The 19,475-nt window shown below is 61.5% G+C and carries 22 protein-coding genes and 1 pseudogene; all 23 read right to left on the bottom strand.

Going from position 1 to position 19,475, the window contains the following annotated elements:
• Positions 1–5: 5 nt before the first annotated feature.
• Complete coding sequence (locus HCZ87_RS09880; RefSeq protein ID WP_167643589.1) at positions 6–755, bottom strand: biotin--[acetyl-CoA-carboxylase] ligase; 750 nt, start codon at positions 753–755, stop codon at positions 6–8.
• Between the two features lie 87 nt (positions 756–842).
• The gene (gene nuoN, locus HCZ87_RS09875; RefSeq protein WP_167643588.1) at positions 843–2,279 is read right to left on the bottom strand and encodes an NADH-quinone oxidoreductase subunit NuoN; all 1,437 of its coding nucleotides are present in this window, start codon (positions 2,277–2,279) and stop codon (positions 843–845) included.
• A gap of 12 nt (positions 2,280–2,291) precedes the next feature.
• Positions 2,292–3,857: an NADH-quinone oxidoreductase subunit M gene (locus HCZ87_RS09870; protein ID WP_167643587.1), complete on the bottom strand. Its 1,566-nt coding sequence runs from the start codon at positions 3,855–3,857 to the stop codon at positions 2,292–2,294.
• Positions 3,857–5,989: an NADH-quinone oxidoreductase subunit L gene (nuoL, locus tag HCZ87_RS09865; RefSeq protein WP_167643586.1), complete on the bottom strand. Its 2,133-nt coding sequence runs from the start codon at positions 5,987–5,989 to the stop codon at positions 3,857–3,859. Before nuoL ends, HCZ87_RS09870 begins: the two co-directional genes overlap by 1 nt.
• A 6-nt stretch (positions 5,990–5,995) precedes the next feature.
• Positions 5,996–6,301, bottom strand: coding sequence for an NADH-quinone oxidoreductase subunit NuoK (gene nuoK / locus HCZ87_RS09860; protein ID WP_005624625.1), 306 nt, complete (start codon positions 6,299–6,301; stop codon positions 5,996–5,998).
• A gap of 3 nt (positions 6,302–6,304) precedes the next feature.
• Positions 6,305–6,907, bottom strand: coding sequence for an NADH-quinone oxidoreductase subunit J (locus HCZ87_RS09855; protein ID WP_167643585.1), 603 nt, complete (start codon positions 6,905–6,907; stop codon positions 6,305–6,307).
• Positions 6,904–7,314: a carboxymuconolactone decarboxylase family protein gene (locus HCZ87_RS09850; RefSeq protein ID WP_167643584.1), complete on the bottom strand. Its 411-nt coding sequence runs from the start codon at positions 7,312–7,314 to the stop codon at positions 6,904–6,906. The genes HCZ87_RS09855 and HCZ87_RS09850 overlap by 4 nt, the downstream gene beginning before the upstream one ends.
• On the bottom strand, positions 7,311–7,805 hold the full coding sequence (nuoI, locus tag HCZ87_RS09845) for an NADH-quinone oxidoreductase subunit NuoI (protein ID WP_167643583.1): 495 nt from the start codon (positions 7,803–7,805) through the stop codon (positions 7,311–7,313). The genes HCZ87_RS09850 and nuoI overlap by 4 nt, the downstream gene beginning before the upstream one ends.
• 1 nt (position 7,806) lies before the next feature.
• The gene (nuoH, locus tag HCZ87_RS09840) at positions 7,807–8,844 is read right to left on the bottom strand and encodes an NADH-quinone oxidoreductase subunit NuoH (protein WP_167643582.1); all 1,038 of its coding nucleotides are present in this window, start codon (positions 8,842–8,844) and stop codon (positions 7,807–7,809) included.
• 6 nt (positions 8,845–8,850) lie between these two features.
• Positions 8,851–9,243 (bottom strand): hypothetical protein, encoded by a 393-nt coding sequence (locus HCZ87_RS09835; protein ID WP_167643581.1) that lies wholly within the window; start codon positions 9,241–9,243, stop codon positions 8,851–8,853.
• Complete coding sequence (gene nuoG, locus HCZ87_RS09830) at positions 9,240–11,258, bottom strand: NADH-quinone oxidoreductase subunit NuoG (RefSeq protein ID WP_167643580.1); 2,019 nt, start codon at positions 11,256–11,258, stop codon at positions 9,240–9,242. The genes HCZ87_RS09835 and nuoG overlap by 4 nt, the downstream gene beginning before the upstream one ends.
• Before the next feature lie 3 nt (positions 11,259–11,261).
• Positions 11,262–11,669, bottom strand: a complete 408-nt coding sequence (locus HCZ87_RS09825) for a DUF5333 domain-containing protein (protein ID WP_167643600.1) — start codon at positions 11,667–11,669, stop codon at positions 11,262–11,264.
• A 137-nt stretch (positions 11,670–11,806) separates the two neighbouring features.
• The gene (locus HCZ87_RS09820) at positions 11,807–12,160 is read right to left on the bottom strand and encodes a hypothetical protein (protein WP_167643579.1); all 354 of its coding nucleotides are present in this window, start codon (positions 12,158–12,160) and stop codon (positions 11,807–11,809) included.
• A gap of 14 nt (positions 12,161–12,174) precedes the next feature.
• A complete protein-coding gene (nuoF, locus tag HCZ87_RS09815) occupies positions 12,175–13,473 on the bottom strand; it encodes an NADH-quinone oxidoreductase subunit NuoF (protein ID WP_167643578.1) in 1,299 nt (432 codons plus the stop codon).
• Between the two features lie 6 nt (positions 13,474–13,479).
• On the bottom strand, positions 13,480–13,710 hold the full coding sequence (locus HCZ87_RS09810; protein WP_167643577.1) for a DUF5337 domain-containing protein: 231 nt from the start codon (positions 13,708–13,710) through the stop codon (positions 13,480–13,482).
• A gap of 51 nt (positions 13,711–13,761) precedes the next feature.
• On the bottom strand, positions 13,762–14,946 hold the full coding sequence (locus HCZ87_RS09805; protein WP_167643576.1) for an NADH-quinone oxidoreductase subunit E: 1,185 nt from the start codon (positions 14,944–14,946) through the stop codon (positions 13,762–13,764).
• Complete coding sequence (locus HCZ87_RS09800; RefSeq protein WP_167643575.1) at positions 14,946–15,215, bottom strand: hypothetical protein; 270 nt, start codon at positions 15,213–15,215, stop codon at positions 14,946–14,948. Before HCZ87_RS09800 ends, HCZ87_RS09805 begins: the two co-directional genes overlap by 1 nt.
• Positions 15,212–16,435: an NADH-quinone oxidoreductase subunit D gene (locus HCZ87_RS09795; protein WP_175582211.1), complete on the bottom strand. Its 1,224-nt coding sequence runs from the start codon at positions 16,433–16,435 to the stop codon at positions 15,212–15,214. Before HCZ87_RS09795 ends, HCZ87_RS09800 begins: the two co-directional genes overlap by 4 nt.
• Complete coding sequence (locus tag HCZ87_RS09790) at positions 16,435–17,040, bottom strand: NADH-quinone oxidoreductase subunit C (protein ID WP_167643573.1); 606 nt, start codon at positions 17,038–17,040, stop codon at positions 16,435–16,437. The genes HCZ87_RS09795 and HCZ87_RS09790 overlap by 1 nt, the downstream gene beginning before the upstream one ends.
• 17 nt (positions 17,041–17,057) lie before the next feature.
• The gene (locus HCZ87_RS09785; RefSeq protein WP_106163376.1) at positions 17,058–17,591 is read right to left on the bottom strand and encodes an NADH-quinone oxidoreductase subunit B family protein; all 534 of its coding nucleotides are present in this window, start codon (positions 17,589–17,591) and stop codon (positions 17,058–17,060) included.
• Positions 17,582–17,947, bottom strand: a complete 366-nt coding sequence (locus HCZ87_RS09780; protein ID WP_167643572.1) for an NADH-quinone oxidoreductase subunit A — start codon at positions 17,945–17,947, stop codon at positions 17,582–17,584. Before HCZ87_RS09780 ends, HCZ87_RS09785 begins: the two co-directional genes overlap by 10 nt.
• Before the next feature lie 241 nt (positions 17,948–18,188).
• Positions 18,189–18,974 (bottom strand): crotonase/enoyl-CoA hydratase family protein, encoded by a 786-nt coding sequence (locus tag HCZ87_RS09775; RefSeq protein ID WP_167643571.1) that lies wholly within the window; start codon positions 18,972–18,974, stop codon positions 18,189–18,191.
• 26 nt (positions 18,975–19,000) lie between these two features.
• A pseudogene (locus HCZ87_RS09770) lies at positions 19,001–19,475 on the bottom strand (hydroxymethylglutaryl-CoA lyase); the annotation flags it as partial.

The following is a 19,475-nucleotide window of genomic DNA, read 5'->3' as shown; positions in this document are numbered from 1 at the left end:
CTCCGTTAAAAAAAGATATCCGCCGCCGGGATCGCAACAGATCCGCGCGCGGTGGAGAGAACGAGATTGCCGGTCTTGTCGATGGTCTCGAAGGTGCCGGAGAGTTCCTCGCGCGTGGTGCGGGCGGTGACCACCTCGCCCAGCTTGGCCGCGCGCGAGAGCCACAGGCTGCGGATCGGCTCAAACCCATAGGTGGTGAACTGAAGCTCATGGCGGGCATAGGCCGCCGCCAGCGCATCAAGGAAGGGTTCAAGATCGACGCGCACGCCCATTTCCGATTGCAGCGAGACCGGCCAGACGGCGCCGGGCTCCAGCCATTCCTTCATCGGGGCCTCGACCAGGTTGACGCCAATGCCGACCGACAGATAGGCGACACCCCCGCTGTGGCCCGCGCTTTCCAACAGGATCCCGGCCAGCTTGCCGCCATTCAGCAGCACGTCATTGGGCCATTTCAGCGCCAGTCCACGGGTGGAGCCGGTGACCGCCTCCACCGCGTCATAGACCGCCAGCGCGGCGATAAAGCTGCGCAGGGCGATCTGATCCGGGCTGCCCTCGGGGCGATAGACCAATGTGCCGGCAAAATTGCCCTTGGGATCGGTCCAGCCGCGCCCGCGCCGTCCCCGCCCCTTGGTCTGGCGGCGCGCAGCGATCCACTCCGGCCCGGCAAGGCTGGGTGCGAGGCGCGCGGCCTCGTCCAGGGTGCTGTCCACCTCATCGAGCACACGGCGCCCGTATCCAATTGGCCAATCAGTCATGCGCGCCCTTTAGCACCCGGGTGAAGAAAAGGCAAAAGGCCCGGTCCCTCTGGACCAGGCCTTTTGGTGATTTAATGATGGAGCGGGTCAGTGGACCAGGATCGCCGCCGCAGCGGAGGCGGCCCCCTCGATGCCGAAGGTGGAGATGACGCCGATCAGCATGATCGCGGCGCTTGCGGCAAAGAAGGCCATCAGAACCGGCGAACGGTTGGTCTCGACCTCGTCGCCTTCGGCGCCGAAATACATGTAGAAGACGATCCGCAGGTAGTAGAAGGCACCGATCACCGAGGCTATCACACCCGCCACCGCCAGCCAGCCCATGCCAGCCTCGACCGCGGCACGCAGCACGAAGAACTTACCAAAGAAGCCCAGCATCGGCGGCACGCCCGCCAGCGAGAACATCAGGATCAGAACACCCAGCGCCCGGCCCGGCTCGCGTTTGGAATATTGGTTCAGCGCGCGAATGTCGGTCACCGGTTTGCCATCGCGTTGCAGCATCATGATGAAGGCAAAGGTGCCGATATTCATCACCACATAGATCGACATGTAGATCAGCAGCGCCTGCACACCGAGCTCGGTGCCCGCCGCAAGGCCGATCAGCGCATAGCCCATATGGGCAATCGAGGAATAGGCCATCAGGCGTTTGATATCGGTCTGACCGATCGCCGCCACCGCGCCGAGGAACATCGACAGCACGGAGAGAAGCGCCACAACCTGGCTCCAGTCCGCGACCGCATGGCCAAAGGCGTCATGCAGCACACGGGCAAAGAGACCCATCGCGGCCACTTTCGGGGCCGAGGCAAAGAAGGCGGTGATCGGAGTCGGCGCGCCCTCGTAGACGTCCGGCGTCCACATGTGGAAGGGCACGGCGGAGACCTTGAACGCAAGACCGGAGATCAGGAAGACGATCCCGAACAGCAGGCCGAGGCTGACCTCGCCGTGCTGGGCGACTTCGATAATGCCGGAGAACAGCGTGGTGCCGGCAAAGCCATAGACCAGCGAGGCGCCGTAAAGCAGCAGACCGGAGGAGAGCGCACCAAGCACGAAATACTTGAGCCCCGCCTCGGTGGATTTCACGCTGTCCCGACGCAGCGCAGCGACGACATAAAGCGCCAGCGATTGCAGCTCCAGCCCCATATAGAGCGACATCAGATCGCCCGCGGAAACCATCACCATCATGCCGACGGCAGAGAGCGCCACCAGAAGCGGGTATTCAAACCGCAGCATGCCACGTTTGGACATATACTCCTGCCCCATCACCATGACGGCGGCGGCGCACAGCAGGATCGCCACTTTGGCGAAACGGGAGAAGGCGTCATCGACGAACATGCCGCCAAAGGCAACCCGGGTGCCGGAGCCGGAGGTTCCGATCCAGATGCCGAGCACCACCATCAGCGCGGCGGTGACCCAGAGGAGCACCGGCGCCAGCTTGTCCTTGGTGGTGTAAACGGCCCCGATCAGTGCCACCATCACAAAGATGGAGAGGATAACCTCGGGCAGGATCACAGAGAGATCAGCTTGCATCTCATCGGCTCCTTAGTGGGATTGCGTGGCGGCGACTTCGACTTCGGCGGGTTCCGTGAGGAAACCAGCGTCGGCGACGGCCGTATTGACGGATTGAACCAGGGCTTCGGTCGAGGGGCCGATCACATCGGTCACAACCGAGGGGTAGACGCCCAGCAGCAGGGTCATGGCGATGAGCGGCGCGAAGATCCATTTTTCACGCGCGGTCATATCCTGGATCGCTTTCAGGCTCTCCTTGATCAGATCGCCGAATACCACCCGGCGATAGAGCCAGAGCGCATAGCCCGCCGAGAAGATCACACCGGAGGTCGCCACAAAGGCCACCCAGGTGTTTTCCTGGAAGGTGCCCATCAGGGTCAGGAATTCACCGATGAAGCCCGAGGTGCCCGGCAGGCCGACGTTGCCCATGGTGAAGAACATGAAGACCAGCGCATAGGCAGGCATGCGGATCACCAGACCGCCGTAAGCGTCGATGTCGCGGGTGTGCATGCGGTCATAGATGACCCCGACGCAGAGGAAGAGCGCGGCAGAGATGAAACCGTGGCTGAGCATCTGGAAGATCGCCCCGTCCACACCCTGCTGATTGGCTGCAAAGATCCCCATGGTCACAAACCCCATGTGGGCGACCGAGGAATAGGCGATCAGCTTTTTCATGTCGTCCTGCACCATCGCCACCAGCGAGGTATAGACAATGGCAATCGCCGACATCCACAGCACCACATCGGTCATCACCTCGGATCCGACAGGGAACATCGGCAGGCTGAACCGCAGGAAGCCATAGCCGCCCATTTTCAACAGGATCGCCGCCAGAACCACGGAGCCCGCCGTCGGCGCCTGCACGTGGGCATCGGGCAACCAGGTGTGCACCGGCCACATCGGCATTTTCACCGCAAAGGAGGCGAAGAAGGCCAGGAACAGAAGCGTCTGCATCCCGCCGACCACATGCACGCCCATCAGATCAAAGCTCGCATAGGAGAACTCGTGGCCCAGCAGGGCAACGATATCGGTGGTGCCCGCATCCATATACATGGCGATCATCGCCACCAGCATCAGCACCGAGCCAAACAGCGTGTAGAGGAAGAACTTGAAGGAAGCGTAGATCCGCTCCTTGCCGCCCCAGATGCCGATGATCAGGAACATCGGAATAAGGCCCGCCTCAAAGAACAGGTAGAAGAGCACCAGATCCAGCGCCATGAACACGCCGAGCATCAGCGTCTCCAGGAGCAGGAAGGCGATCATGTATTCCTTGACCCGTGTCGAGACGTTCCAGCTCGCTAGGATGGTCAGCGGCATCACGAAGGTGGTCAGCAGCACAAACAGCACCGAGATCCCATCGACGCCCATCTTGTATTGCAGGCCAAAGATCCAGGCCCGCTCTTCCACGAACTGAAAGCCGGTGTTGGAGGGATCAAAGCCAAAGTAGATGAACAGGCTGACAAAGAAGGTGATCGAGGTGGCGATCAGAGCGACAAATTTGGCGTTCCGTTGCGCCGCCTCATCCTCGCCGCGCATCAGCAGCGCCATCACGGCGGCCGCGATTGCGGGAATGAAGGTTACGATGGAGAGAATATTATCCATCAGTGCGATCCTCCGCCGATCGACATCCAGGTGACAAGGGCTGCGATGCCCAGCACCATCCAGAAGGCATAAGTAAAGATGTAACCGGACTGCGCCCGGCCAGCGAGACGGGTGAAGAAGGGCACGATGCCAAGCGCAATGCCGTTCAGGAAGCCGTCAATGGTCTTGCCGTCGCCCTTCTTCCACAGGAACTTGCCGATGGCCAGCGCCGGTTTGACAAAGACCACATTGTAGAGCTCGTCAAAGTACCATTTGTTCTTGAGGAACAGGTAGAGCGGGCGCTGCTGCTGCGCGAGGCGCTTGGGCAGGGCCGGGTTGGCGATGTAGAAGATATAGGCCAGGATAAAGCCGCCGAGCATGGCAATGAAGGGAGAGACCTTCACCCAGGTCGGCGAAGCATGGGCATTTTCCAGCACATGATTGTCCGGCGCCATGTAGAGCGCACCCTCGCCCGGCTGTCCGGCAAATACGACGTGATGTTCGCCCTCGGCTGCGGCACCGTGACCGGCCTCTTCGCCGTGGCCCGCATCAGCCGCGTGGCTGTCGGTGGCTTCGCCGTGACCAGCCTCGGCACCATGCGCGTCACCGTGCATGCCAGCCTCAGCCACCGGGATACCATAGAAGGCGCCCACTTTGTCAGCGTGACCAAAGAAGCTGTTGTACCAGAGCATCCCGGAGAACACCGCACCCAGAGCCAGCACGCCCAGCGGGATCAGCATGACCATCGGGCTTTCATGCGCATGCTCATGCGTATGCTTGTCGCCGCGCGGCTTGCCGTAGAAGGTCAGGAAGATCAGGCGCCAGGAATAGAAGGAGGTAAAGGCCGCAGCGATCACCAGCATCCAGAAGCCATACATCGACCCGCCGCCATAGGCGCTCTCGATGATCGCATCCTTGGAAAGGAAGCCAGCAAAACCGATATGGGTCAGCGGGATGCCAACGCCGGTGATGGCGAGCGTGCCGATCATCATCGCCGCAAAGGTATAGGGGATCTTTTTGCGCAGACCACCGTAGTTGGTCATGTCCTGCTCGTGGTGCATTGCGTGGATCACGGAGCCCGCGCCGAGGAACAGCATCGCCTTGAAGAAGGCGTGCGTCAGCAGGTGGAACATCGCCGCCGAATACATGCCCACGCCTGCGGCCACGAACATATAGCCCAGCTGCGAACAGGTCGAATAGGCGATCACCCGTTTGATGTCGGTTTGCACAAGGCCGATGGTGGCAGCAAAGAACGCGGTGGTTGCGCCGATAAAGGTGATAAAGGCGGTGGCCTCCGGCGCCACTTCCATCAGCGGCGACATGCGGCAGACCAGAAAGACGCCCGCGGTCACCATGGTTGCGGCGTGGATCAGCGCCGACACCGGGGTCGGGCCTTCCATCGCGTCCGGCAGCCAGGTGTGCAGGAAGAGCTGCGCCGATTTGCCCATGGCGCCCACAAACAGCAGGAAGGCCAGGAGGTTCGCCGCGTTCCAGTCGCTCCAGAGGAAGGAGATCGTGGAGTCAGCCAGCTTCGGCGTCGCGGCAAAGATATCCGGCAGGTTGATGCTGTCGGTCATCAGGAAGAGACCAAAGATCCCCAGGGCAAAGCCGAAATCCCCGACCCGGTTGACGATGAAAGCCTTCATCGCCGCCGCGCCGGCCGAAGGTTTGCGGTAGTAAAAGCCAATCAGCAGATAGGAGGCAACGCCCACGCCTTCCCAGCCAAAGAACATCTGAACCAGATTGTTCGAGGTCACCAGCATCAGCATGGCGAAGGTAAAGAACGACAGATAGGCAAAGAAGCGCGGCTTGTAGCTTTCGCCCTCTTTCCACTGCGGATCGTGATCCATGTAGCCAAAGGAATAGAGGTGCACCAGCGCCGAAACGGTGGTGATCACGATCAGCATGATCGCGGTCAGCCGGTCCAGCCGGATTTCCCAGGAGGTCGCCAGCGATCCGCTTTCGATCCAGCGGAAGATCTCGATGATATGGGTCTCACCATCAAAGGACAGGAAGGTGATCCAGGACAGGATCGCAGTCAGGAACAAAAGCCCCGTGGCGGTCCACATGGCGGCTTTTTCGCCGATGATCTTATGGCCAAAGCCGCAGATCACCGCCCCCACAAGCGGGGCAAAGAGGAGTGTGGTTTCCATGGTTCTTTAGCCCTTCATCACGTTGATGTCTTCGACGGCAATGGTGCCGCGGTTACGGAAGAAGCACACCAGGATCGCCAGACCGATGGCTGCCTCGGCGGCGGCCACGGTCAGAACGAACAGCGTGAACACCTGCCCCACCAGATCCCCGAGGAAGGAGGAGAAGGCGACCAGATTGATGTTCACTGCCAGAAGCATAAGTTCGATGCTCATCAACAGGATGATCACGTTCTTGCGGTTCAGGAAGAGCCCAAAGATGCCGATGACGAACAAGGTCGCCGCGACGGTCAGATAATGTTCAAGTCCGATCATTGATCAAAGCCCCTGCCCCGGTTTGATGTCCTTGAGTTCCATAGCCGTCGCCGGGTCGCGGTACATCTGGGCGAGAACGTCCTGACGCTTCACGTCCTTGCGATGGCGCAGGGTCAGAACGATGGCGCCGATCATGGCCACCAGCAGAATGAGACCCGCAAGCTGGAACAGAAGGAAATATTGGTCATAGATGATGAGGCCAAGCGCCTCGGTGTTGTGGCGATCCGCGGGGATCGGCTGGCTGAGGTTGGCGGCCACGTCATGGGCGCTCTCCCAGGAGCCATAAGCGATCACGAATTGCATCAGGATCACCAGCGCGATCAGCAGGGCCAGCGGCATGTAGCGCGCCATCTCTGCCTTGAGTTCGGCAAAATCGACGTCGAGCATCATCACCACGAAGAGGAACAACACCGCAACGGCGCCGACGTAAACGATCACCAGCAGCATGGCGACGAATTCCGCCCCCAGCAAAACAAACAGCCCGGCCGAGGAAATGAAGGCCAGGATCAGCCACAGCACCGAATGCACCGGCTGGCGGCTGATCACAGTGAACAGCCCGCCGGTGATGGCGCTGATGGCGAAGAGGTAAAAGGCAAAAACGCTCATGTCTCATCGTCCCCTTTGACGTCCATGACGTCCTGCGCCAGCTCCAGCGCCCTTGTCATGGCCGGGATGCCGGCAAAGACCGACATCTGTCCGATCGTTTCAACGATCTCTTGTTTCTTCGCGCCCGCCTCCAGGGCATGGCGCACGGTCTGGCGCAGGGCGCTGTCGGCCTGTGCCCCTTGGCAAGTCAACCCGGCCAGCGTCAGCAGCAGCCGGGTCTTGGCATCCAGCCCGTCCTTGTTGACGGCGTTGCCAAACATCATTTCCATGACCTCTTTGGGCATGGTCGGCCAGAGCGCCTCAAACCCCTTGGGAGAGAAGCTCTCCAACGCGGGATTGAGCGCCTTGGCCATCTCCTGCGCCTGGGCCATCATGGCTTCAAATGGGTTCTTCGGCGTGTCACTCATCGGTACGGCGCGTCCAGTTCGAGGTTGCGGGCGATCTCTGCTTCCCAGCGCTCGCCATTCGAGAGCAGCTTGTCCTTGTCGTAGAACAGCTCCTCGCGGGTCTCGGTTGCGAACTCGAAGTTCGGCCCCTCGACGATGGCGTCCACCGGGCAGGCTTCCTGACAGAAACCGCAGTAGATGCATTTGGTCATGTCGATGTCGTAGCGCGTGGTGCGGCGGCTGCCGTCCTCGCGCGGTTCGGCGTCGATGGTGATGGCCTGCGCCGGGCAGATCGCCTCGCAGAGTTTGCAGGCAATACAGCGTTCCTCGCCATTGGGATAGCGACGCAGCGCATGCTCGCCGCGGAAACGCGGGCTCAGCGGGCCTTTCTCATGCGGGTAGTTCAGGGTGGCCTTGGGCGCGAAGAAATACTTCAGCCCCAGTTTCATACCGACCCAGAAATCCTGAAGCAGGAAGTATTTGGCGGCGCGGGTATAGTCGATCTGAGTCATATCAGCCTCCGGTCGTCCAGCGGGCGAATGCCCCCCAGAACCAATCGAAACGTGCCGCAAAGGAGACAAAGACCACCCAGACCAGCGAGAACGGCAGGAAGACTTTCCAGCCCAGACGCATCAGCTGATCGTAGCGATAGCGCGGGGTGATGGCTTTGACCATTGCGAAGAGAAAGAAGAAGAAGGCCATCTTGGCGACCATCCACAGCACACCGTCCGGCAGGCCCGGGATCGGCGACAGCCAACCGCCAAAGAACAGCAGTGAAGTCAGCGCGCACATCAGGAAGATGGCGATATATTCACCGGCCATGAACAACAGGAAGGGCGTTGCCGAATATTCGACCTGATAGCCCGCCACCAGTTCCGATTCCGCTTCCGGCAGGTCAAACGGCGGGCGGTTGGTTTCCGCCAGGGCCGAGATGAAGAACAGGAAGACCATCGGGAAATGCGGCAGCCAGTACCAGTTGAAGAGCCCCAGGTTGCCGTCTTGCGCCCGCACGATATCGCCAAAGTTCATCGAACCGGTGGAAAGGATCACGCCGATGATGATGAGGCCGATCGAGACCTCGTAGGAGATCATCTGCGCCGCCGAGCGGAGCGAGCCAAGGAAGGGGTATTTGGAGTTCGACGCCCAGCCGCCCATGATCACGCCGTAGACCTCCAGCGAGGAGACGGCGAAGACGTAGAGGATGGCAACGTTGATATCGCTCAGCACCCAGCCGTCGTTGAAGGGGATCACCGCCCAGGCGATCATCGCCAGCACAAAGGAGGTGAGCGGCGCGAGGATAAACACCGCGCGGTCGGCCCCGGCGGGGATGACAACCTCTTTGACCACGTATTTCAGCGCATCGGCCACTGATTGCAGCAGGCCAAAGACGCCAACTACGTTGGGGCCCCGGCGCATCTGCACCGCCGCCCAGATTTTCCGGTCCCCATAGACGAGGAACAAAAGCGAAATCATGACAAAGGCAACAACTGCAAGCACTTGCGCCAGTATCAGTAGGGCGATGCCGCCTGGGGTGTTAAAGAATTCAGCCATAGGTCCTCACACCGTAGGTATTCCGTTTGCCTCGCAGTTTTGCACCACGACTTCGGCGTCGATAGTGCGCAAACCGCGCGGGAGAGCTGGCGAGATGGTGTAGACAGCATCTGCCTCCCAAATGCCACCCTCTTGTTTCATTTTTGTGCGCACGTGACGCGCAAACCCGTAACCGCGGATCAACGCATATTGTGCCGCCGCGCATTCGGCGTAGTCGTTCAAGTCCTCAGCCGTGTGCACCCGATCCATGCTCAGGTGAAACTGCACCAGATCGCCTTCCAGCAGGCTGGTGCCAACGCCGAGATATTCCGGCGCGGCACGGCTCACCTCGTTGCCCGACGCATCCGCGCAGGCAGCGAGGCCAAGCCCGCAAAGCGATATGGCGCAGGCCCGGATCACTCGGCCGCGATCTGGGTGTCGCGACGCGCCTTGGCCTGGGCGGAAAGCTCCGCCATCAGCTGCGACGCCCGTGCGATCGGGTTGGTGAGGTAGAAATCCTGAACCGCCGGCATGAAGTCCGCCTTGCCGAGTTTTTCAACCGGCAGCGCCTCGCCTTCGTTCTCGATCACCTCGTCGATCTGTTTCAGATGCGGCACCGCTTTGATCAGCGCGGAGCGCAGTTGCGCCAGGCTGTCATAGGGCAGTTTCGCGTCCAGCTCCGCCGAGAGGGCGCGAAGGATGGCCCAGTTTTCCTTGGCCTCCCCCGGCGCAAACCCGGCGCGCATGGCAAGCTGCGGACGGCCTTCGGTGTTCACAAAGAGACCGTTTTCCTCGGTATAGGCGGCGCCCGGCAGGATCACATCGGCGCGGTGTGCGCCGCGATCCCCGTGCGAGCCCTGATAGATCACAAAGGCACCTGCGTCGATGTCCACCTCGTCAGCGCCGAGGTTATAGATCACCTCTGCCCCGTCGATGGCCGCTTCCATGCCGCCCTCGGTGACAGCGCCAATATCCATCGCGCCCACACGACCCGCCGCAGTGTGCAGCACCAAGATCTTGCTGTTGGTGTTGGCGGCGAGTTTCTGTGCCGCCGCCAGAACCGCCAGACCGTCGGCTTCGCGCAGGGCGCCCTGCCCCACGATCACCACGGAGGGCGCATCCTTGACGTCGCCGTAGTCCTTGTCCAGCAGGCTTTCCAGCGCGGCACGGTCGGTGCCCACATGGGCATAGTCATAGGTCAGATCCACCGCCGGACCAACAAGCCCGACCTGCGCGCCGTTGATCCAGGCCTTGCGGATCCGCGCGTTCAGCACCGGCGCCTCATTGCGCGGGTTGGTGCCGATCAGCTGGATAAACTTGGCGCTATCAATGTCTTCGATCGACGCGGTGCCGACGTAACCCGCGCGGTTACCGATCGGCAGGCGGGCGTTGTCGGTGCGGGCCTCGACCTTGCCGCCCAGACCTTCGATCAGCTGTTTCAGCGCAAAGGCGGCCTCGACGGGCACCAGATCGCCAATCAGACCGGCGACTTTCTTGCCCTTCATCGCAGAGGCCACGGCCTCCAGCGCTTCGGGCCAGGTGGCGGGTTTGAGCTTGCCATCGACGCGCACATAGGGGCGATCCAGGCGCTGACGACGCAAGCCATCCCAGACAAAACGGGTCTTGTCGGAGATCCATTCCTCGTTCACGCCGTCATGGTTGCGCGGCAGGATGCGCATCACTTCGCGGCCCTTGGTATCGACCCGGATGTTCGATCCCAGCGCGTCCATCACGTCGATGGTTTCGGTCTTGCTGAGCTCCCACGGACGGGCGGTAAAGGCATAGGGTTTCGACGTCAGCGCCCCCACGGGGCAGAGGTCGATGATATTGCCTTGCAGGTTCGAATCCAGCGTCTCGTTCAGATAGGAGGTGATCTCCGCATCCTCGCCGCGCCCGGTCTGGCCCATCTGGGTGATGCCGGCCACCTCGGTGGTGAAGCGCACGCAGCGGGTGCAGGAGATGCAGCGGGTCATTGCGGTGCCGACAAGCGGGCCGAGGTTGAGATCGTCCACCGCCCGTTTGCCCTCGCGGAAGCGAGAGAAATCAACGCCGTAAGCCATCGCCTGGTCTTGCAGGTCGCATTCGCCGCCCTGGTCGCAGATCGGACAATCCAGCGGGTGGTTGATCAGGAGGAACTCCATCACCCCTTCGCGCGCCTTTTTCACCATCGGCGAATTGGTCTTCACCTGCGGCGCCTGACCTTCCGGTCCGGGGCGCAGATCGCGCACCTGCATGGCGCAGGAGGCGGCGGGCTTTGGCGGGCCGCCGACGACCTCCACCAGACACATCCGGCAGTTGCCGGCAATCGACAGACGCTCGTGATAACAGAAGCGCGGGATTTCCACCCCCGCCTGCTCACAGGCCTGGATCAGGGTCATCGCCCCATCCACTTCGATCTCTTTTCCGTCAATGTTGATCTTGCGGAGGTCAGACATGGTCTATTTCGCCCTCAGTAACACGCCGATCGCGCTGTTTTTCTCAATTTCCGCAAGCCCGTAGGTGCAGAATGTTTCCGGTTGGTCCAGTTTGACCCCTTCCTGCCGCAGCAGGCGCTCGCCCTTGGCGCGCATACGGGATTTTTCCTGATCCGATTTCACGTAGGCTTTGATCTCGTCATCCGAATAGCCAAGCGCATTGGCCCGGCTACGGATCTGGTAAAGCTGATTGAGCCCCTTCAAGGTGCGCGGCGCAATCCGGTCGCAGCGGTCGGCAACCTCGGAGGCCACCGCAACGGCAAAGAGCGGATCCTCGATTTCCTGCACATCACGCAGGGAGGGGCGCGCCTCGCCCGCGCTGGCGCTGACGGCCAGCACAGAGGCAACCAGCAGCGCAAACAGCGCGGTCATCAGGGCATCGGTTCGGTTGGGCATTGCAGCAATCATGGCAGAGCTCTCCTGTCTGGGTTTCGAGAAACCACAGGAGGAGCGACCATTGTTATGCAATAGCACCGCGCCGGACCGGCCATGATATGCCGCAGCAGAGGTCACGGTTTGCACGTCCCCGTAAAGATACCGTCACCCTTTTCCTGCTTGAGCTGATAGACGCCGTCGTCATCAATCGTGACATTGCTCCAGTCAAACCGGGAGGTGCCGTATTTTTCGATGCAGTAGCGGGTCGCCTCATGCTGCGCGGCCTGAAGCGCACCGCTGGCCGTGCGGGTGGCGTCCTTGACGACGACCCGGAAGTTGGCAAGCGTCTCTTTCTTGTTGATCGGCTTGACGCTCACACGGAACGCGACGCCATCATATTTCGGGCGCTTGTCTTCGCCAAGCTTGCCACAGCCCGCAAGGCTCAGGCCCAGGGCTGCGATCAAGGTAAGAGGGAGGGCGGGCTGCATCTTCATCTCTGGGATTATTCCGCTGCCATCGCGCCCATACGGCCCGATTTCTGCGCTTTGATGCGGTCTTCGATTTCCTCGCGGAAGTTACGGATGAGACCCTGGATCGGCCAGGCCGCCGCGTCGCCAAGGGCGCAGATGGTGTGGCCTTCGACCTGTTTGGTCACATCCCACAGCATGTCGATCTCTTCCAGCTCTGCCTCGCCTTTGACCAGGCGATCCATGACGCGCATCATCCAGCCGGTGCCTTCGCGGCAGGGGGTGCACTGGCCGCAGCTTTCGTGTTTGTAGAAACTCGACAGGCGCCAGATGGCCTTGATGATATCGGTTTGCTTGTCCATCACGATCACCGCCGCGGTGCCAAGGCCGGAGCCCAGCTCGCCGCGCAGGTAATCAAAGTCCATGATGGCGTCTTTCATCTTCTCGCCGCGCACACAGGGCACCGAAGACCCGCCGGGGATCACCGCCAGCAGATTGTCCCAGCCGCCGCGAATACCGCCGCAATGTTTCTCGATCAGCTCCTCAAAGGAGATCGACATCGCCTCTTCCACCACACAGGGGTTGTTGACGTGGCCGGAGATCGCAAAGAGCTTGGTGCCGGCGTTGTTGGGACGGCCAAAGCCAGCGAACCATTCCGCACCGCGGCGCAGGATGGTCGGCACAACGGCGATGGATTCCACGTTGTTCACCGTGGTCGGGCAGCCATAAAGACCCGCGCCCGCCGGGAACGGCGGCTTCATCCGGGGCATGCCCTTCTTGCCTTCAAGGCTCTCCAGCAGGGCGGTTTCCTCGCCGCAGATATAGGCCCCTGCCCCGTGATGCAGGAACAGATCGAAATCCCAACCGGAGCCCGCCGCGTTCTTGCCGAGCAAGCCCTTGTCGTAGCACTCGTCAATCGCCGCCTGAAGCGCCTCGCGCTCGCGGATATATTCGCCGCGCAGGTAGATGTAGCAGGTATGCGCCTGCATCGCGAAGCTGGCGATCAGCGCACCCTCGATCAGCGTATGCGGATCGTGGCGCATGATTTCGCGGTCTTTGCAGGTGCCGGGCTCGGATTCATCGGCGTTGATCACCAGATAGGACGGGCGACCGTCGCTTTCCTTGGGCATGAAGGACCACTTGAGACCGGTCGGAAAGCCCGCCCCGCCCCGGCCACGCAGACCGGAATCCTTCATGGTCTGGATGATCCAGTCGCGGCCCTTTTCGATGATCCCGGCGGTGCCATCCCAATGGCCTCGCGCCTTGGCGCCCGCCAGCGTGCGCTCATGCATCCCGTAAAGGTTGGTAAAGATCCGATCCTGGTCTTTCAGCATGTCTGCCTACCTTTGTGCATCCTGACGCATGCGCCAGAGTTGAAAAATATTGACCACCGCATAGATCATGCCAGCCAGCGCCGCAAAATCGAACAGCAGCGCGTAACGGCCCGGCAGACCCAGAGCGGGCCCGATGAAAAGCGACAGGACAAGCCAGACCACCATGGTTCCGGCAATCACCAGCGCGATGTGCCGTCCCTTGGCTGCTATGGCCCGTTCCTGTGCGTCCCTGTCCATCTGGTCCTGTCAGTCTCGCCCTCACGCCCGGCCCCGGGCGCGCGGCAGTGATTACTTGTCGTCGTAACGGCCGTCTTTCTTGGCCGTTTTTGCGAATTCGGTTTCCTCGCCCGCCGCCAATTGCTTGGCCTGCTCGATCCAGCCGTCACGCTCGATCCGGCCCTTGAAGGTCAGGCGGTTGTCGACCCAGGCAACCTCGGCCTCGGTCCATTTGGCGATCTGGTCGAAGTGGTAAAAGCCCAGCTCATTGAGCATGCCTTCGAGTTTCGGACCGACGCCTTTCAAGAGCTTGAGATCATCGGGCTGGCCATCGCGCGCAGCGGTCAGGAGCTCCGGTTCCTGCTCTTCGGTCACCGCCGCGGCGGCGGCTTCGGGCTGGGCCGGCTCAGCGGCGGCGGATTTCTTCGCCGGTGCTGGCTTGGTCTCTGCCTTTGCCTTTGCCTCCGCGGCCTGTTTCACAGCCGGTTTCGGCTGCGGCGGCGCGGCAGGCGTCGGCGCGGCTGCGGCACGGCCAGCGACCACGCCATCCTTGCCGATCCAGGGGGTCAGCAGCGGCACCTCGTCGCCCTGAATACGCTTGACGCTGTCCCCAATGGTGGTCGCCAGCTCCGCCGAGGCGTTATACTGCGGCTTGCCCGCTTCATATTCGGTCAGCGAGGTCAGGCCGGATTTCGGCTCTGCCGCGTAGCGACCGTTCATCGGGCCGGGAACAACGGCTTTGCCAGCGGCCAGATCGTCCAGCAGCTTGGTAAAGCTCGCAGCGGTCAGATCCTCAAAGTAGTCCTTGCCGATCTGCGCCATCGGCGCGTTGGTGCAGGAGCCAAGGCATTCGACCTCTTCCCAGGAGAACTTGCCATCCGCAGACAGCGTATGCGCCTTGGGCGAGATCTTTTCCTTGCAGACCGCGATCAGATCCTCGGCGCCGCAGATCATGCAGGAGGTGGTGCCGCAGATCTGAATATGCGCAACCGAGCCGGTCGGCTGAAGCTGGAACATGAAGTAGAAAGATGCCACTTCCAGCACGCGGATATAGGCCATGCCGAGCATGTCGGCGATATATTCCAGCGCCGGTTTGGTGACCCAGCCTTCCTGTTCCTGGGCACGCCACAGGATCGGGATCACCGCCGAGGCCTGACGGCCCTCGGGGTATTTGGTCATTTGCGCTTCGGCCCAGGCCTGGTTGGCGGGGGTGAAGGCAAAGCTGTCGGGTTGTTCGGGATGCAGACGGCGGAGCATTAGTCTTTGAACTCCTCAAACGGAATGCAGGTGGCGGCAAGATCCGACTTTGTCACGCCTTTGCCCTCGGCGTAGGCGTCAAACGCAGCATCGCTGATATCCACCCGGCACAGGAACTGATTGAAGTCGTCTTCCACCAGGATGACGTTCTCGCGGATGTTCACATAGCCGATCGAATCCGAGATGAGGTCGGCAAAGGAGGTTTCCGCCACAGCGGTTTGGCCGGCAAGGCAAAGGGCCGCCCCTGCGATCAGAGCACGCATGATCATCGGTCAATCTCTCCAAATACGACGTCCATGGTGCCGATAATGGCGGCAACATCGGCGAGCTGGTGGCCCTTGGCGACGTGATCCATGGCTTGCAGGTGTAGGAAACCGGGCGCGCGCAGCTTGGCGCGGTAGGGTTTGTTGGTGCCATCGGCCACAAGATAAACGCCGAATTCGCCCTTGGGGGCCTCAACCGCGGCGTACACCTCGCCCTCGGGCACGTGGAAGCCTTCGGTATAAAGCTTGAAGTGGTGGATCAGGCTTTCCATCGAGCGTTTCATGTCACCGCGTTTCGGCGGTGTCAGCTTGCCCCGCGCCAACACGTCGCCGGTGGCTTCGCGCAGCTTGTGGATGGCCTGACGGATGATCGAGAGCGACTGGCGCATCTCTTCCATCCGCACCAGATAGCGATCATAGCAATCGCCGTTCTTGCCGACGGGGATCTGGAAGTCGAACTCGTCGTAGCACTCGTAGGGCTGCGCGCGACGCAGGTCCCAAGCGAGGCCGGAGCCGCGTACCATCACGCCGGAGAAGCCATATTTCTGGATGTCATCCTCGGTCACGACACCGATATCGGCGTTACGCTGTTTGAAGATGCGGTTCTCGGTCAGAAGCCCGTCGATATCGCTCAGCACCTTGGGGAATTCGATCGCCCATTCCTCGATATCATCGAGCAGCTCGTCGGGCAGATCCTGATGCACACCACCGGGGCGGAAATAAGCCGCGTGCAGACGTGCGCCGCAGGCCCGCTCGTAGAAGATCATCAGCTTTTCGCGCTCTTCAAAACCCCAGAGCGGCGGCGTCAGCGCGCCGACGTCCATGGCCTGGGTGGTCACGTTCAGCAAATGGTTCAGGATACGGCCGATCTCGGAATAAAGCACCCGGATCAGCGAGGCGCGGCGGGGAACCTCGACGCCGGTCAGCTTTTCGATCGCCAGACACCATGCATGTTCCTGGTTCATCGGCGCCACATAGTCGAGGCGGTCGAAATACGGCAGGTTTTGCAAGTAGGTGCGGCTTTCCATCAGCTTTTCGGTGCCGCGGTGAAGCAGACCGATATGCGGATCGCAGCGTTCCACGATCTCGCCGTCCAGCTCCAGAACCAGACGCAGCACCCCGTGCGCCGCAGGGTGCTGCGGGCCGAAGTTGATGTTGAAGTTACGGATTTTTTGCTCACCGCTCAGGGCGTCGGTGCTGCCGTCGTCGAATTTGGAGCCGTCCATCATTTCGCGCTCTCTTTCTCATCACCGGGCAGGATGTATTCGGCACCCTCCCACGGGGACATAAAATCAAACTGGCGGTATTCCTGCACCAGGTTCACCGGCTCATAGACCACGCGCTTTTGCGTCTCGTCATAGCGGACCTCGGTGTAACCGGTGGTCGGGAAATCCTTGCGCAGCGGGTGACCGCGGAAACCATAGTCCGTCAGCAGGCGGCGTAGGTCCGGGTGGCCGGTGAACAGGATGCCGAACATGTCAAAGACTTCGCGCTCGAACCAGTTGGCGGAGGGGTGCACATCGACGATGGAGGGCACCATGTCCTCTTCGCGGATCGCGACCCGCAGGCGGATGCGCTGGTTCTGATACATCGACAGCAGGTGGTAAACCACGTCAAAGCGCTTTTGGCGCTCGGGGTAGTCCACGGCGGTGATATCCACCAGCGTCGAGAATTTGCAGGCGCTGTCGCTGCGCAGGAACTCGACCAGACCCGCGATATTGCTGGGCTTCACGTCGATGTTCAGCTCGTCATGGGAGACATCCCAGGACAGCACGCATTCGGGGCGTTTGGCTTCGATCTGGTGGCCGAGCTCTTGCAGTGCTTCGATCATCTGTCTCTCCTCGCGCCTTAGCGCACCAGCGTGCCGGTACGGCGGATTTTGCGTTGCAGCTGCATCAGACCATAGAGCAGCGCCTCGGCGGTCGGCGGGCAGCCGGGCACATAGATGTCAACCGGCACGATGCGGTCGCAGCCGCGCACGACGGAATAGCTGTAGTGATAATAGCCACCGCCATTGGCACAGGAGCCCATGGAGATCACATAGCGCGGCTCCGGCATCTGGTCGTAGACCTTGCGCAGCGCCGGGGCCATCTTGTTGGTCAGCGTGCCGGCGACGATCATCACGTCGGACTGACGCGGGGAGGCACGCGGCGCAATGCCAAAACGCTCGGCGTCGTAACGCGGCATAGAGGTATGCATCATCTCAACCGCGCAGCAGGCGAGACCAAAGGTCATCCAGTGCAGCGAGCCGGTGCGGGCCCAGTTGATGATGTCCTCGGCAGAGGTCAGCAAAAACCCCTTGTCCTGCAACTCGGTGTTCAGGGCCTGGGTGACCATTTCCTTGTCGACACCAGCGGTGTTCGCTCCGGTCATCACTCCCATTCCAGTGCCCCTTTCTTCCATTCATAGGCAAAGCCGATGGTCAGCACGCCGAGGAAAATCATCATTGACCAGAAGCCAAGATCGCTAAGGTCCCGAAAGCCGACGGCCCAGGGGAACAGGAAAGCGATTTCCAAATCAAAGATGATGAAGAGGATCGACACCAGATAAAAGCGCACGTCGAACTTCATCCGCGCGTCGTCAAAGGCGTTAAAGCCGCATTCATAAGCGCTGACTTTTTCAGGATCTGGATTGCGCACCGCGATAATCACGGCAGCAAGAATAAGAACAAGACCAAGGCCGATAGCCACGGCCAAAAACACCAGGATCGGGAGATACTCCCGCAACATCTCTTCCACGAGTGGCTCCTTTCCGCGCACGCGGCACTCCTGGCTCGCGCACCGTCAATTGGCGTGTTGACTTGAGCCGTTACTACCCCTGTCCCCCACCACCGTCAACCAAGGCCGGGTTAATGTGAAACGCTTTATGAAGGGATTTCGCAGTTCCGCAACAACAGCTTAAAAACCTATGGTTTCTGTCGACTTTTGCGTCGCAGCGCACAGGGGCTGGCCCTGCGCCGCTGCAAGGCAGCAAAGCCCCTTATTTCTCTTGCCACGCGGGGCGTCTTTTTTCAAAAAACGCGGCAATTCCGTCCTGAGCTTCGGGGCTTTCCCAGCGCGCGACCAGCGCGGCGATGGTAAGATCTATGACCGAACTATCAATTCTGGGCCCAAGCGCGCGCGCCAGCGCCTTGGCTTCCGCCACGGCACCGGGGGCGCAATCCAGGTAGGGCGCCACCTCTGCCTCCACCGCGGCATCAAGTGAGTCGGCAGGCACCGTGCGCGCCAGCAGGCCGAGCTCCACCGCTTCCGACGCCCCAAAGGCGCGCGCCGACATGAACACCCGCCGCGCGCGCGCCTCGCCCATGCGGGCGATCACATAGGGGCCGATGGTGGCGGGGATCAGGCCCAGTCGGGTTTCCGTCAGCGCCATTTTCAGATGATCCGCGCCGATGGCGACATCGCAGACCGAGGCCATGCCGACGCCGCCCCCAAAGGCATTGCCCTGCAAGCGCCCGATCAGCGGCTGCGGCAGGGTGTTGAGAAGGTTCAGCATCTCGGCCAGGACCCGCGCCTCGCGGGCGCGGGTGTCGCTGTCGGCCTGCATCTGGGCCTGCATCCAGCCAAGGTCGCCCCCGGCGCAAAAGCTCTTGCCCGCGCCGGTGAGCACCACAACACGCACGGAACGATCCGCCGCAAGCGCGCGCGCCGCGGCCTGAAGCTCCTGCAACATCTGGCCGGACATGGCGTTGTGTTTTTCAGGTCGGTTCAGGGTCAGCGTCGCCACCCCCCGCGCATCGCGGGTCAGCTCCAGCGTGTCATACATGGATGTCTCCTTGGTTGGTCTTGTCGTCAGGCCTCGGCCACGGCGGGCCGCAGGCGATGCGCCATCTCGGCAGCCTCGGTCAGGACCGCCGCGTCCAGCCCGGTCTGATAGCCCAGCCGCGTCAGATGCGCATGCACCGCCTCGGTCGCCACATTGCCAGCCGCACCCGGCGCATAGGGACAGCCGCCAAGGCCGCCGATCGCCGCGTCAAACACCCGCAGGCCCAGCGCCAGCGAGGCGTCGATATTGTCGAGCGCCCGCCCGCCAGTGTCGTGATAATGGCCCGCGAGACGGGTCACCGGCACCACATCTTTGACCGCGATCAGCATCCGCGCGATACTGTCCGGCGTTGCCTTGCCCAGCGTGTCGCCCAGCGAGATCTCATAGCAGCCCATAGCAAACAGCCGGTCCGCGACCTCGGCGACCCTGGCCGGATCGGTGGGCCCGTCAAAGGGGCAATCGGTGACGCAGGACACATAGCCGCGCACCGGCAGGTCGATA

Source organism: Phaeobacter sp. HF9A (assembly GCF_011806385.1).
Lineage (GTDB): Bacteria > Pseudomonadota > Alphaproteobacteria > Rhodobacterales > Rhodobacteraceae > Epibacterium.
The sequence above is the reverse complement of the archived record's forward strand: the minus strand, read 5'-3'. Positions and strand labels throughout refer to the sequence as shown.